This is a genomic window from Pseudomonas sp. FeS53a, assembly GCF_000931385.1.
Taxonomy (GTDB): Bacteria; Pseudomonadota; Gammaproteobacteria; order Pseudomonadales; family Pseudomonadaceae; genus Metapseudomonas; species Metapseudomonas otitidis.
Genome location: NZ_JYFT01000013.1, coordinates 42,825 through 55,651, shown reverse-complemented (window position 1 = coordinate 55,651; position 12,827 = coordinate 42,825). Strand labels below are relative to the sequence as shown.

Below are 12,827 nucleotides of genomic sequence, written 5' to 3'. Positions count from 1 at the left end.
CTCCCGGGCCACACCCGGTAACAGCCCGAGGCCCCACACCCCGTCGCACCCACCTTTGGCTGGCCCATCCTTCGGCGGGAAACGCCGTCCGGCCCTGGCATCCGCCACAGGCCCCGCCCACACTGCGGCCGCCCCTTCGCGAAGGACAGTCGCCATGCCCATAACAAGAAAAGCCCTGCCCCCGCTCCTCGCCTGCCTCACCCTGCTGGCCGCCAACATCAGCCACGCGGACCTCCAGGTCCTGGACAACGGCCAACTCGGCCAGGTGACCGGCCAATCCGGCCTGAGCATCCGCCTGGATGTGATGTCCCGCATCGACCGGCTGACCTGGACCGATGACGGCGGCAACGCCTCCCTGCGCAACATCCGCATCGACAACGGCTGCCTCAGCGCCGCCGATTGCCCCAACGGCGCCGGTGGCAGTTTTGCCCTCGGCCCGGCGCAACTGGGCCTGACCCTGCCGGTGTTCAACGTCGACCAGCCGACCCTGATGGTGGATGTGATCAAGAACGCCAGCGGCGTCGAGCAGATGGTGCTGACCCTGCCGGACCTGACCACCATCAACGACCAGCTGATCCAGTCCGGGCTGCCGGCCCAGCGCATCCGCATGCGGGTGGCCGCCGACATGTACGTCGGCGAGAGCAGCCTGGGCAGCATCGAGGTGCGCGACATCGTCGACCTGCGCGGCACCCTCAAGGTCTGGGGGCACTGAGCCCCCTGGCGATCAGAGCGGCGTATCGCCCCGGCGGCGGAACCAGCCGGTGAGGGACAGCCGCTCGCGGTTGGCCGGCAGCACCTCGTGGGGCAGGTCGCCCGAGAGGAACACCACCAGGGTGCCGGCCTCCGGCTCCACGTCACGGATCGAGCCGTCGGCGAAGTAGAGCCGCAACTGGCCACCCTGCTCGGGCTGCCAATCGGGATTGAGGTAGAGCACGGCGGAGACCGTGCGGCGATCGTCATCGCGGAAGCGGTCCACGTGCTTCCGGTAGAAGGCGCCGGGCGGGTAGAGCGCAAAGTGCGCCTCGAAATCCTCCAGCCCCAGGAACAGCTCGCGGTTGAGCACCAGCCGCAGCTCGTCCATCAGCGCCAGGTAGCGATCGGAAACCTCGGCCTGCCCCGGCTCCAGCCAATCGATGCTGTCGCCACGGATGCCCTCGCGGACCTGCAGCGCATCGCCACGGCCGATGCCGGCCTGGCTCAGCACCCCGGCCGCAGCACGCGCCCTGCATTCGCCGGCCAGCGCCGCCACGAAGTCGTTGTCCAATGCGCTGGCGAGCAGGCACCAGCCTTGGCGGGCAAGGCCATCGGCAAGCGTGTCCGGGGAAAATTCAAAGGGGGGGGTCGGCATGGTCGGGGCATTCTAAATGGGCGCTATAACGCCGCCTACAGGGCGAACGGAAAAATCTTTCACGCCCGACGAAGGCCTCCTGCAAGCACGCTTCACCGCCCCTGCAACCGCCCGCCAGGCCTGGCGTCCATAGCCTAGAACGAATTTCATGCGCAGGGCCCCGGCATGCCTCGACAAGCACCCCAAGCCCCCGGAAAATAGCCCGCGCCGCACCACCCCYGTGAATCGTCGGCACCCCGGCCGAACCGAGCCCGCCCCTCCGGGTCCTAGAACAACACCGGCTCTCGTTTCCCCCCAGGAGATCCCATGCGCCTGCTTCTCGCTGTCACCTTCCTGCTACTCGGTCTGCCGGCGTTGGCCGACGACCACGCCAGCCTTTACCAGGCGGCGGGCTGGCCGGAACAGCGGGCGCATTTCACCGACGCGCTGAGCGCCGCGCAGCAGCGTTACCAGAAGAGCCTGCCGCCGGCCGTCTACCAGGCGCTGGTGGACAACAGCAACCGCCGCTTCCAGGGCCAGGCCATGGACCAGCGCGCCCTCGCCGCACTGCGAGCCAACCTGAACGATCCACGCCCGGCCCTGGCCTTCTTCCAGTCGCCGCTGGGGCGCAAGATCACCGCCGCCGAGGTTCTGGCCACCCGCCGTGACCAGCTCGCCAAGAACGCCAACGGCCTGCCGCGCATGGAAGCCAACGCCACCCGCCAGTTGCAGGTGCGCCACCTGGCCCAGGCCCTGCCGGCGCGGGAGGCGGGTGCCGAGGTCAGCCTCGCCCTGGCCGGCGTCGCCGCCGACAGCCTGAGCCAGATGCTCCCCGGCCTGCTGGGCGGCGGCCAGGCCCAGGGCATGCTCGACGGCCAGCGCCAGCGCCTGATGGAGCAGATCGGCAACGACCTGGACAACACGCTGCTGTACGTCTATCGCGGGCTGTCGGACCCGGAAATGGAAGAGTTCGTCACCTTCGCCGAATCCCGCGAAGGCCGCGCCTATTACCAGGCCGCCCTGGCCGCCGTGCGCGCCAGCCTGGCGGTGGGGCAGGACGCCTCCAGCCTCGCCCCCTGAGGCGAGGCCCGCCCACTCACTCCAGGCGCTGCCTGAGGAATTCGAAGTAGCGCTCGCGGTAGGCCGCCGACTCGTTCACCAGGTGATGCCCGGCGCCGGGCAGCATCAGCACCTCGGGCGCATCGAACTTGGCCTGCAACACCTGCAGGTTGTGCCGCCAGTCCACCGTCATGTCGCCATCGCCCTGGATCACCAGCGGCCGGTGCGGGCTGCGCTGGGCGGCCTCGATGCGCGGCACCCAGCGCGACAGGGCTCCGACCCAGGCGGTGGGCAGGCTGCGCGGCTGCAGCGGGTCGCGGTTGTGGACGAAGTCGATGAACTCCGCATCGCTGGAGTTGACGCTGAAGCGCCGGGGGATGGACTCCACGAACGGGCGCAGCATCAGGTAGCTGAAACGCGACCAACCCCAGGCACGCGGGCGCACCAGCGGGGCGAACAACAGGGTGCGGCCCAGCCCGGGCGGCGGCAAGCCGGTGAGCAGGAAGTCCAGCAGGATGGCCCCGCCCGTGCTCTGCCCGGCCAGGTGCCAGGGCTGCGGCAACCCCAGCCGCTCGGCCTCGCCCAGCAGCGCCACCAGCACCGCCTGGTACTCGGCGAAATCGCCGATGCTGGCCCGCTCGCCACTGGACAGGCCGTGCCCGGGCAGGTCGCAGGCGATCACCGTAAAGCCCATCTCCAGCGCCCAGTCCACCAGGTGGCGGTACAACCCCATGTGGTCGTAATAGCCATGCAGCATCACCAGGGTGGCGCGGGGCTGTGCCGGCCACCAGGCCTGGGTGGCGATGCGGTAGCCGCCCACGTCCAGGCTGCCGAGGCGCACATGGGGCGCCGGCTTGCGCATCGCCAGGTCCAGCCCGTAGTAGCGACGGTAGGTCGCCGCCAGCTCCAGGTCTGGGGCGTCGGCGGCCAGCGGGCGCAGCAGCGGGCGCAGTTGTTCGGGTTGCGGAGCGTCGGACATCGGGGCTTCCAGGCGGCAGGGCAGTCGGGCTCGCCGCTTCTCGGGGCGGCAGTGGCTGCCGATATTCAGCTGCACGGCCGGCCATGGCAAGCTATGCGCCCCGCACAAGGTCGGCTCCCATGCGTTCATTTCCCCTCAAGTCCCTGCTCCTCGGCCTGCTGGCCCTGGCCGTCGTCATTGCCCTGGGCCTGGCCTACCGCTGGTACGAGGGGCGCTACATCCGCCCCTTCGACGAGCGCACGGCGCTGTTCTCCGGCGATGCACTGCACCTGCCGGCCTCCCTCGCCGGGCCGGGGCCGATCCGCCTGGTGCACTTCTTCGACCCGGCCTGCCCGTGCAACGTCGGCAACCAGCAGCACCTGGGGGAGCTGATCGAACGCTTCGCCGACCAGGGCGTGACCTTCTATGCGGTGCAGAAACCCGGCAGCCAGGGGCACCTGCCGCAGAACCTGCAGCGCATGCAGCTGCTGGCCGGACTGCCGGGGGCCGAGGCCATTCCCGCCACGCCTGCCGTGGGCATCTGGGACCGCGACGGCAAGCTGGCCTACTTCGGCCCCTACAGCGAGGGGGCGGTGTGCAACTCGGCCAACAGCTTCATCGAACCCATCATCGAGGCGCTGCTCGCCGGCCGAGCTGTGGAGGCGACCCACACCCTGGCGGTGGGCTGCTACTGCGAATGGGCGCCGGCCGGCGGCTGATCCAGCCCGGCCGGGCGAAAGCGCTGGAAGATGGCCTCCGTTTCACCGCTGGCGTTCATTGCCCGCAGCTCCCCATTCAGCGCCTTCACCAGGGCCTCGCCCCGGGGCGAACTGCGCGCCACCAGCAGGTAAAAGGCCTTGCGCGACGGCAGCACGAGGTAGCGCAGGGTCCCGTCGGCCCGGTAGGCGCCCAGTTCGATGCCGCCGTAGAGCGGTTCGATTTCGCTGGGGAACAGGTCGCAGCGCTGGCGCGTCACCAGGTCCAAAGCCTGCTGCACACTGGCCACCCGCTGGGGCTCATCGGTGATGCCGTAGGGGTCGTAGTTGTAGCCGATCACGCCGCACAGCCGCTGGCTGGCCAGGGCACCCGGCGCCTTGATGTCCGGCGGTGAGGGAAAGCGGGTGGCGGAATAGAACAGCCCGAGGCGGGTGTGGTAGAGCGGCTCGCTGTAGTGGGCGAACGCCGCTCGCTCGGGGGTGTAGCTGGCGTCCCAGGTCACCTCGCAGTTCTGGCGGGAGGCGTAGTCCGCCAGTTCCTGCTGCACCCGCGCCCAGGGCAGGTAGCTCACGTCGTAGTCGTATCCGAGGTGCTTCAGCGCGGTGAGCACCAGGGTCGCGGCCGAACCGGTGAGCCGCGATTGATCAGGCTTGCCGTCATAGCGCTCCCAGTAGGTGAAGGGTGGCCACTCGTTGCCGCCACCGAGGCAGATCTTCACCGGCTCCGCCGCCCAGGCGCCTGCGCCCCCGGCCAGCAGCCCCAGCATTGCCACACATCTGAGCATTGCACCGCCCTCATCCAGGTCTGGCCGACGCCCCTGTCACTACGGTCGCCTTCCCTGCCGCCACCGCGATGGCCCTTGAGGACGCGGTGTCATTCCGAGCATAGACCAGCCGAGGCGACCGACAGGTGCCGGGCGCCCGGCGTATGCCCCTCCCAGCGCTGGAAGGCCCGGTAGAACGGCGACAGCTCGGCGAAGCCGCAGGCCCGGGCCACCTCGCGCACGCCGTGGCCGGCGTCGAGCAGCTCACGGGCACGCATGCGCCGCACCTCGTCATGCAGGGCGCGAAAGCCCGTGCCCTGTTCGGCCAGACTGCGCTGCAGGGCACTGCGGGTCATGCCCAGGGCCTGGGCGCAGGCAGCCAGGGTGCAGTCACCACGCTCCAGGCGCAGGGCCAGCCAATAGCGCACCCGCTCCTGCAGCTGGTTCTCCACCAGCTCCGCCAGTTGCCGCTCGGCCTCCCGCTCCAGCACCTCGAACACCCTCGGGCTGGCGCTGCCCAGGGGGCGGGCCAGCAGCGACCGGGGCAACAGCAACGCATCGTGGGGCTGGGCGAACAGCGGCTCCACCCCGAACAGCCGACGGTGCTCAGCCAGGCGCCGGGGCGCGGGGTGGCGGAAGCACACACCCAGCAGCGGCAGCGGCTCCCCCAGCACCGCGCCGAGCATGCGGCTCAGCAGCAGGGCGACGCACTCCACCTGCTGGCGCAGGTGCCCCACCCCGACGTAGTGCAGGTCGATGACCAGCCGGGCCACTTCGCCGTGCTCCTCCAGGCGCGCGGCGAAGCCGCCGGAGGCGACGTGCTGGTAGCGCACGAAGGCCTCAAGGCCCTGGCGCAGGTCACGGGCGGCCTGCAGCAGGTAGCCCATGACGTCCATCGGCCGGGGGCGCATGACCTCGCCCAGGTGCAGGCCGATGTCGTCGTCACCGGTCATGCCGGCCATGGCCAGCCAGAAGCGCGGGGCGCTGTCGTGGTCCTCGCGACCGTCCAGCCAGGGCACGGACGGCGCCAGGCCGAACACCCGGCGGTAGGTGTCGGTGGGGTCCAGGCCAAGCTCGGCCAACGCTTCGTAGAGCAGGCGGCGCAGGGTCGAGGAATGGGTCAGGGCAGGGCGGGGGAACGGCGAGAAATCCATGGCACCTCCGGAGTGACCAAATGCTCTGCGCTTCGCGGCATCTGGTCAATGCCAGCGCAGCGGCCGCTGCGCAGAATGGCGCCCACTACAACAAGGAGAATCCGCCCATGAAACGTACCCTGACCGTCCTTGCCGTGGTGGTGGCCGCCGCCGCTGCCGGCGCCACCTGGTACACCCAGAGCAAGAAGCCGGTGCGCGATGGCGAACTGGCCCTGAGCAACCTCCAGGCCCCGGTGAGCGTCCGCTACGACGAACGCGGCGTGCCGCACATCCGCGCCGAGAACGAGGCCGACATGTACCGCGCGCTGGGCTTCGTCCACGCCCAGGACCGCCTGTTCCAGATGGAGATGCTGCGCCGCCTGGCCAAGGGCGAGCTGGCCGAAGTGCTGGGCCCGCGCCTGGTGGAGACCGACCGCCTGTTCCGCACCCTCGAACTGCGCCACCACGCCCAGGAATACGTGCGCCGGATGGACCGCAACAGCCCGTCGGCCAAGGCGCTGGAGGCCTACCTGGACGGCATCAACCAGTACCAGGTCAGCCGTCCGGCTCCGGTCGAGTTCGACCTGCTGGGCATCCAGAAGCAGCCGTTCACCGTCGAGGACACCTTCGCCGTGGCCGGCTACATGGCCTACAGCTTTGCCGCGGCCTTCCGCACCGAGCCGGTGCTGACCTACATCCGCGACGAGCTGGGCGCGGACTACCTGCGCGCCTTCGACCTGGACTGGCACCCCGAAGGGGTGGTGGGCCAGAAGCTGGCCGCTGCCGACTGGAAGGCCCTCAACAGCCTCGCCCGGGTCAGCCACCAGGCGCTGGTGGAGGCCGGCCTGCCACAGTTCGAGGGCAGCAACGCCTGGGCGGTTTCCGGCAGCCGTACCGCCAGTGGCAAGCCGCTGCTGGCCGGTGATCCGCACATCCGCTTCGCCGTGCCGGCCGTGTGGTACGAGGCGCAGATGAGCTACCCGGGCTTCGACCTCTACGGCCACCTGCAGGCGCTCAACCCCACCGCGTCGCTGGGGCACACCGCCCGCTTCGCCTGGAGCCTGACCATGTTCCAGAACGATGACCTGGACCTGGTGGCGGAGAAGGTCAACCCGGACAACCCCAACCAGGTCTGGTACCAGGGCCAGTGGGTGGACATGACCCAGCGCGAGGAAGTGCTGAAGGTGAAGGGCGCCGACCCCATCACCCTCACCCTGCGCCGCTCGCCCCACGGCCCCATCGTCAACGACGCCCTGGGTGCTACCGCCGGCAAGACCCCGATCGCCATGTGGTGGGCCTTCCTGGAGACCGAGAACCCGGTGCTGGACGCCTTCTACCAGCTCAACCGCGCCGACACCCTGGACAAGGCCCGGGCGGCGGCGGAGAAGATCCACGCCCCCGGCCTCAACGTGGTCTGGGCCAATGCCGACGGCGACATCGGCTGGTGGGCCGCCGCACGCCTGCCGAACCGCCCGGCCGGAGTGAACCCGTACTTCATCCTCGACGGCAGCCAGGGCGAGGCGGACAAGCCGGGCTTCCTGCCCTTCAGCGCCAACCCCCACGAGGAGAACCCGGCGCGCGGCTACATCGTCTCGGCCAACTACCAGCCGCAATCGCCCACCGGCGTGGCCATCCCCGGCTACTACAACCTGCCGGACCGCGGCCAGCGCCTGGACAGCCGCCTGGCCGACGCCAGCGTGAAGTGGGACCTGAACAACAGCCAGGCCCTGCAACTGGACACCGCCACCGGCTACGGCCCGCGCCTGCTGGCACCGCTGCTGGACGACCTGCGGGCCGCCGCCGGCAACGACGACGAGCGCGCCCTGGTGGAGCAACTGGCCGCCTGGAAGGGCGATCACCCGCTGGAGTCCACCGCCGCCACGCTGTTCGAGCAGTTGATCTACGAACTGGCCAAGGGCGCCTTCCACGACGAACTGGGCGATGCCTTCTTCGACAACCTGCTGTCGACCCGCGTGCTGGACGTGGCCCTGCCACGCCTGGCCGCCGACGCCCAGTCGCCCTGGTGGGACGTGCGCGGCACCGAGGCCCGGGAGAGCCGGGCCGATGTGGTCAAGGCCGCCTGGCAGGCTAGCCTGGCGCACCTGGAGAAAACCTTCGGCGCCGACCGCGCGAGCTGGACCTGGGGCCGGGCCCACACCCTCACCCACGGCCACCCGCTGGGTCAGCAGAAGCCGCTGGACCGGCTGTTCAACGTCGGCCCCTTTGCAGCACCGGGCGCCCACGAGATGCCCAACAACCTGGCCAACCGGGTCGGCCCGGCGCCGTGGGAGGTGGTCTACGGGCCGTCCACCCGCCGCCTGATCGACCTCGCCGACCCGGCCCACGGGCTCGGCATCAACCCGGTGGGGCAGAGTGGCGTGCCGTTCGACCGTCACTACGCGGACCAGGCCGGGCGCTACATCGAGGGCCAGTACGTGCCGATGCACATGAGCGACGAGGACGTGCGGGCCAACACCCGCGACACGCTGAAGCTGGTGCCACGCGCCCAGTGACCCGAGCACGCCCCCGGCCCCAGCGGGCCGGGGGCGTTGTCGTTGCTACGGCGTGCTCGTGGTACGTCAGGCCCGACGCGCTGGGTACGACCGGCCTGTACAGCTCCACGCCAGGACACGCCCACGAAAAAGGCCACCCGAAGGTGGCCTTTCTCGTTTCACGCGGCGATCAGGCCGAAGCCGGCTGGGCGCTGCGCTTGTTGCTGGAGGCAGCTTCCAGGGCCATGGCTTCCATGGCCTCCTGGATGGCGCGCTTGCGGCGCTCTTCGGCCTTGCGGCTGAAGTACCAGGCCAGGAAGGTGAACAACGAAACGCTCAGCAGGATCAGGCTGGCGACGGCGTTGATCTCCGGCTTCACGCCCAGGCGCACGGCGGAGAAGACCTCCATCGGCAGGGTGGTGGAGCCGGGGCCGGAGACGAAGCTCGCCAGTACCAGGTCGTCCAGGGACAGGGCGAAGGACATCATCCCGCCCGCTGCCAGGGACGGCGCGATCATGGGAATGGTGATCAGCAGGAACACCTTCCACGGGCGCGCGCCCAGGTCCATGGCCGCTTCTTCGATGGACAGGTCCAGCTCCCGCAGGCGCGCCGACACCACGATGGCCACGTAGGCCGAGCAGAAGGTGGTGTGGGCGATCCAGATGGTCACCAGCCCGCGCTCCTGGGGCCAGCCGATGAGCTGGGCCATGGCCACGAACAGCAGCAGCAGGGACAGACCGGTGATCACCTCGGGCATGACCAGCGGCGCGGTGACCATGCCGCCGAACAGCGTGCGGCCACGGAAGCGCGGGATGCGGGTCAGCACGAAGGCCGCCAGGGTGCCCAGGGCCACGGCGGAGATGGCGGTGTAGAAGGCGATCTCCAGGGAGCGCATCACCGAGGTCATCAACTGGGTGTTGTCCAGCAGGCCGACGTACCACTTGATCGACCAGCCGCCCCACACCGTCACCAGCTTGGAGGCGTTGAAGGAGTAGATGACCAGGATGACCATCGGCAGGTAGATGAACAGCAGACCCACCCACAGCATCAGGTTGGAGAAACTGAAGCGCTTCATACCTTGCCCTCCAGTTCCTTGGCCTGGTTACGGTTGAACAGGATGATCGGGACGATCAGGATCGCCAGCATCACCACCGCCAGGGCGGATGCCACCGGCCAGTCGCGGTTGTTGAAGAACTCCTGCCACAACACCTTGCCGATCATCAGCGTCTCCGGTCCGCCGAGCAGCTCGGGGATCACGAACTCGCCCACCACCGGGATGAACACCAGCATGGAGCCGGCGATGATGCCGTTCTTGGACAGCGGCACGGTGATCTTCCAGAAGCTGTTGAAGTTGCTCGAACCAAGGTCCGCAGCGGCTTCCAGCAGGCTGAGGTCGTGCTTGACCAGGTTGGCGTACAGCGGCAGCACCATGAACGGCAGGTACGAATAGACCACGCCGATGTACACCGCGAGGTTGGTGTTGAGGATCTGCAGCGGCTCGCTGATGACCCCGATGCTCATGAGGAAGCCGTTGAGCAGGCCGTTGTTGCTGAGGATGCCCATCCACGCGTAGACGCGGATCAGGATCGCGGTCCAGGTCGGCATCATGATCAGCAGCAGCAGCACGGTCTGCGCTTCCTTGCTGGCGCGGGCGATGGCGTAGGCCATCGGGTAGCCGATCAGCAGGCAGAGCAGGGTGCTGAAGAAGGCGACCTTCAGCGAGCCCAGGTAGGCCGCCAGGTAGAGTTCGTCCTCGTTCAGCATCAGGTAGTTGCCGAGGTTGAGGACGATCTGCAGCTGGTTATCGGCCCAGGTGTAGATCTCGGTGTACGGGGGGATGGCCACGTCCGCTTCCGCGAAGCTGATCTTCAGCACGATGGCGAAGGGCAGCAGGAAGAACAGGAACAGCCAGAGGAACGGGACCCCGATCACCGCATGCCGGCCCGTGGGCAGGCGCTTCTTTATGCTGGATATTTTCATGACCGCAGCACCACCCCGCTGTCGTCCTCCCACCATACGAAGACTTCATCTTCCCAGGTCGGCCGGGCACCGCGACGTTCGGCGTTGGCAACGAACGACTGGACGATGGAGCCGCCGGGCAGCTGCACGTAGAACACCGAGTGGCCGCCGAGGTAGGCGATGTCGTGGATCTTGCCGCGGGACCAGTTGTACTCGCAGGTGGGCTGCTCGGTGGTGACCAGCAGCTTCTCGGGGCGCAGGGCGTAGGTGATGCGCTTGTCCTGCACGGAGGTGGTCACGCCGTGGCCGACGTAGATCGGCCGTTCCAGCTCGGGGCAGGCGATCAGGGCATGGTCTTCGGCGTCCTCCACCACTTCACCGTCGAACAGGTTGACGTTGCCGATGAACTCGCACACCAGGCGGCTGATGGGGGTCTCGTAGATGTCCACCGGGCTGCCGATCTGCTCGATGCAGCCCAGGTGCATGATGGCGATGCGCTGGGCCATGGTCATGGCCTCTTCCTGGTCGTGGGTCACCATCACGCAGGTCACGCCCACGCGCTCGATGATCTCCACCAGTTCCAGCTGCATCTGCGAACGCAGCTTCTTGTCCAGGGCGCCCATGGGCTCGTCGAGCAGCAGCAGCTTGGGCCGCTTGGCCAGGGAGCGGGCCAGGGCCACGCGCTGGCGCTGGCCGCCGGACAGCTGGTGCGGCTTGCGCTTGGCGTACTGGGTCATCTGCACGAGCTTGAGCATCTCGTTGACCCGCTCTTCGATCTCGGCTGCGGGCAGGCGATCTTGTTTGAGTCCGAAGGCGATGTTCTGCGCGACAGTCATATGCGGGAAGAGCGCATAGGACTGGAACATCATGTTGATGGGGCGCTCGTAGGGCGGCATGTCGGTGATGTCGACACCGTCCAGGTAGATGCGCCCTTCGGTCGGGCGTTCGAAACCGGCGAGCATCCGCAACAGGGTCGACTTGCCCGAGCCCGAGCCCCCCAGGAGGGCGAAGATCTCGCCCTTGTTGATGGTCAGCGAGACGTCGTCGACCGCGAGGGTCTCGTCGAACTGCTTGGTTACCCGGTCGATCTTGACCAGCACCTCTTTGGGTTGCTGGCCGCCCTCGAGGGCTTTCTTGTAGGCGCCGGAGGCTATAGCCATTACCACACACTCCCAGATTCTTGCTTAGCCGGCCATTATGGCCGGTCGCGTTCAGTACTGCCTGAAAGGCGCGAGCCATTCATCCTGGTTCGCCCTGCGCCCGCTTGTGTAGGCACCGCACGCTCCCTGCCGCGCGGCGCCCCTGTTATCACTTGCCCGATTTCACCTTGGTCCAGGTGCGGGTCATCAGCCGCTGGACCTTGGGCGGCAGCTCTGCCGATACGTAGAGCTTGTCCAGGACCGCTTGTGGCGGATAGACGGACTCATCGGTCCGTACTTCCTGCTTCATGAACTCGCCGGCCTTGGTGTTGGGGTTTGCATAGCCGACGCTGTCACTGACCTGGGCGATCACCTCGGGACGCAGCAGGTAGTCGATGAAGGCGTGGGCCTCCTTGACGTTGGTGGCGTCGGCCGGGATGGCGATCATGTCGAACCAGAGGTTGGCACCTTCCTTCGGGATGGCGTAGGCGATCTTCACGCCCTTGCCGGCTTCCTCGGCGCGCGCAGCGGCCTGGAAGATATCACCGGAGAAGCCGGCGGCCACGCAGATGTCGCCGTTGGCCAGGTCGCCGATGTACTTGGAGGAATGGAAGTAGGTAACGTAGGGGCGCACCGCCATCAGCTTGGCCTCGGCCTTCTTGTAGTCGGCGGGGTTCTTGCTGTTGGGGTCCAGGCCCAGGTAGTTGAGCACGGCCGGCAGCATCTCGTCGGCCGAGTCGAGGAAGGCGACGCCGCAGCTGCTGAGCTTCTTGATGTTCTCGGGCTCGAAGAGCACGGACCAGGAGTCGATCTTGTCGACGCCCAGCGCCGCCTTGACCTTCTCTTCGTTGTAGCCGATGCCGTTGGTGCCCCAGAGGTAGGGAACGGCGTACTGGTTGCCGGCGTCGTTGGCCTCAAGGCGCTTGAGCAGCACGGGGTCGAGGTTGTCCCAGTTCTTCAGCCGGGCGCGGTCGAGCTTCTGGAAGGCGCCGGCCTTGATCTGCTTGCCGAGGAAGTGGTTCGAGGGGACGACCACGTCATAGCCGGTGCGGCCGGCCAGCAGCTTGCCCTCGAGGGTCTCGTTGGAGTCGAAGACGTCGTAGACCGGGCGGATACCGGTTTCCTTCTGGAAATCGGCCAGGGTGGTCTCGCCGATGTAGTCGGACCAGTTGTAGATGTGCACCGTCTGCTCTGCCTGGGCCTGGCTGGCCAGGGTCAGGACGGCAGCGGTGATCAGGGTTTTGCCGAAGGAAACTCGCACACTTCAGTCCTCTTGTTCG

Annotated in this window: 12 protein-coding genes; 4 read left to right on the top strand and 8 right to left on the bottom strand. The window is 68.1% G+C overall.

The window, feature by feature from the left end; all coding sequences use genetic code 11:
* Positions 1-154: 154 nt before the first annotated feature.
* The gene (locus SZ55_RS04870; protein ID WP_044402237.1) at positions 155-712 is read left to right on the top strand and encodes a DUF6160 family protein; all 558 of its coding nucleotides are present in this window, start codon (positions 155-157) and stop codon (positions 710-712) included.
* Positions 713-724: 12 nt separating this feature from the next.
* Here SZ55_RS04870 and SZ55_RS04865 read toward each other — a convergent pair whose 3' ends face one another.
* Positions 725-1,348: a 2OG-Fe(II) oxygenase gene (locus SZ55_RS04865; RefSeq protein WP_044402234.1), complete on the bottom strand. Its 624-nt coding sequence runs from the start codon at positions 1,346-1,348 to the stop codon at positions 725-727.
* Positions 1,349-1,654: 306 nt separating this feature from the next.
* Here SZ55_RS04865 and SZ55_RS04860 point away from each other — a divergent pair, with 306 nt between their 5' ends.
* Positions 1,655-2,407 (top strand): DUF2059 domain-containing protein, encoded by a 753-nt coding sequence (locus SZ55_RS04860; protein WP_044402232.1) that lies wholly within the window; start codon positions 1,655-1,657, stop codon positions 2,405-2,407.
* Positions 2,408-2,423: 16 nt separating this feature from the next.
* Here SZ55_RS04860 and SZ55_RS04855 read toward each other — a convergent pair whose 3' ends face one another.
* Positions 2,424-3,365, bottom strand: a complete 942-nt coding sequence (locus SZ55_RS04855) for an alpha/beta hydrolase (RefSeq protein WP_044402230.1) — start codon at positions 3,363-3,365, stop codon at positions 2,424-2,426.
* An 83-nt stretch (positions 3,366-3,448) separates the two neighbouring features.
* Between SZ55_RS04855 and SZ55_RS04850 the strand changes: the two genes are divergently transcribed.
* Positions 3,449-4,063 (top strand): DUF6436 domain-containing protein, encoded by a 615-nt coding sequence (locus SZ55_RS04850; protein WP_394328311.1) that lies wholly within the window; start codon positions 3,449-3,451, stop codon positions 4,061-4,063.
* On the opposite strand, the gene SZ55_RS04845 is transcribed toward SZ55_RS04850, so the two are convergent.
* Both SZ55_RS04845 and SZ55_RS04840 read right to left on the bottom strand, forming a co-directional pair.
* Positions 4,033-4,827, bottom strand: coding sequence for a substrate-binding periplasmic protein (locus tag SZ55_RS04845; RefSeq protein WP_201774859.1), 795 nt, complete (start codon positions 4,825-4,827; stop codon positions 4,033-4,035). The two genes, SZ55_RS04850 and SZ55_RS04845, sit on opposite strands and share 31 nt — an antisense overlap.
* A 107-nt stretch (positions 4,828-4,934) precedes the next feature.
* The gene (locus SZ55_RS04840) at positions 4,935-5,978 is read right to left on the bottom strand and encodes an AraC family transcriptional regulator (RefSeq protein ID WP_044402223.1); all 1,044 of its coding nucleotides are present in this window, start codon (positions 5,976-5,978) and stop codon (positions 4,935-4,937) included.
* Between the two features lie 107 nt (positions 5,979-6,085).
* On the opposite strand from SZ55_RS04840, the gene SZ55_RS04835 reads away from it, so the two are divergent.
* Positions 6,086-8,470 carry a penicillin acylase family protein gene (locus tag SZ55_RS04835; protein WP_044402333.1) on the top strand — a complete coding sequence of 795 codons (2,385 nt, stop codon included), beginning with the start codon at positions 6,086-6,088 and terminating at the stop codon, positions 8,468-8,470.
* A 169-nt stretch (positions 8,471-8,639) separates the two neighbouring features.
* On the opposite strand, the gene SZ55_RS04830 is transcribed toward SZ55_RS04835, so the two are convergent.
* The 4 genes from SZ55_RS04830 to SZ55_RS04815 all read right to left on the bottom strand — a co-directional run bounded on the left by SZ55_RS04830 (position 8,640) and on the right by SZ55_RS04815 (position 12,808).
* On the bottom strand, positions 8,640-9,524 hold the full coding sequence (locus tag SZ55_RS04830) for an ABC transporter permease subunit (protein ID WP_044402221.1): 885 nt from the start codon (positions 9,522-9,524) through the stop codon (positions 8,640-8,642).
* Entirely contained in the window at positions 9,521-10,402 is an 882-nt protein-coding gene (locus tag SZ55_RS04825; protein ID WP_162484932.1) for an ABC transporter permease subunit, read from the bottom strand. Before SZ55_RS04825 ends, SZ55_RS04830 begins: the two co-directional genes overlap by 4 nt.
* A 23-nt stretch (positions 10,403-10,425) precedes the next feature.
* Complete coding sequence (potA, locus tag SZ55_RS04820) at positions 10,426-11,568, bottom strand: polyamine ABC transporter ATP-binding protein (RefSeq protein WP_044402217.1); 1,143 nt, start codon at positions 11,566-11,568, stop codon at positions 10,426-10,428.
* Positions 11,569-11,716: 148 nt separating this feature from the next.
* On the bottom strand, positions 11,717-12,808 hold the full coding sequence (locus SZ55_RS04815) for a polyamine ABC transporter substrate-binding protein (RefSeq protein ID WP_044402215.1): 1,092 nt from the start codon (positions 12,806-12,808) through the stop codon (positions 11,717-11,719).
* Positions 12,809-12,827: the final 19 nt, after the last annotated feature.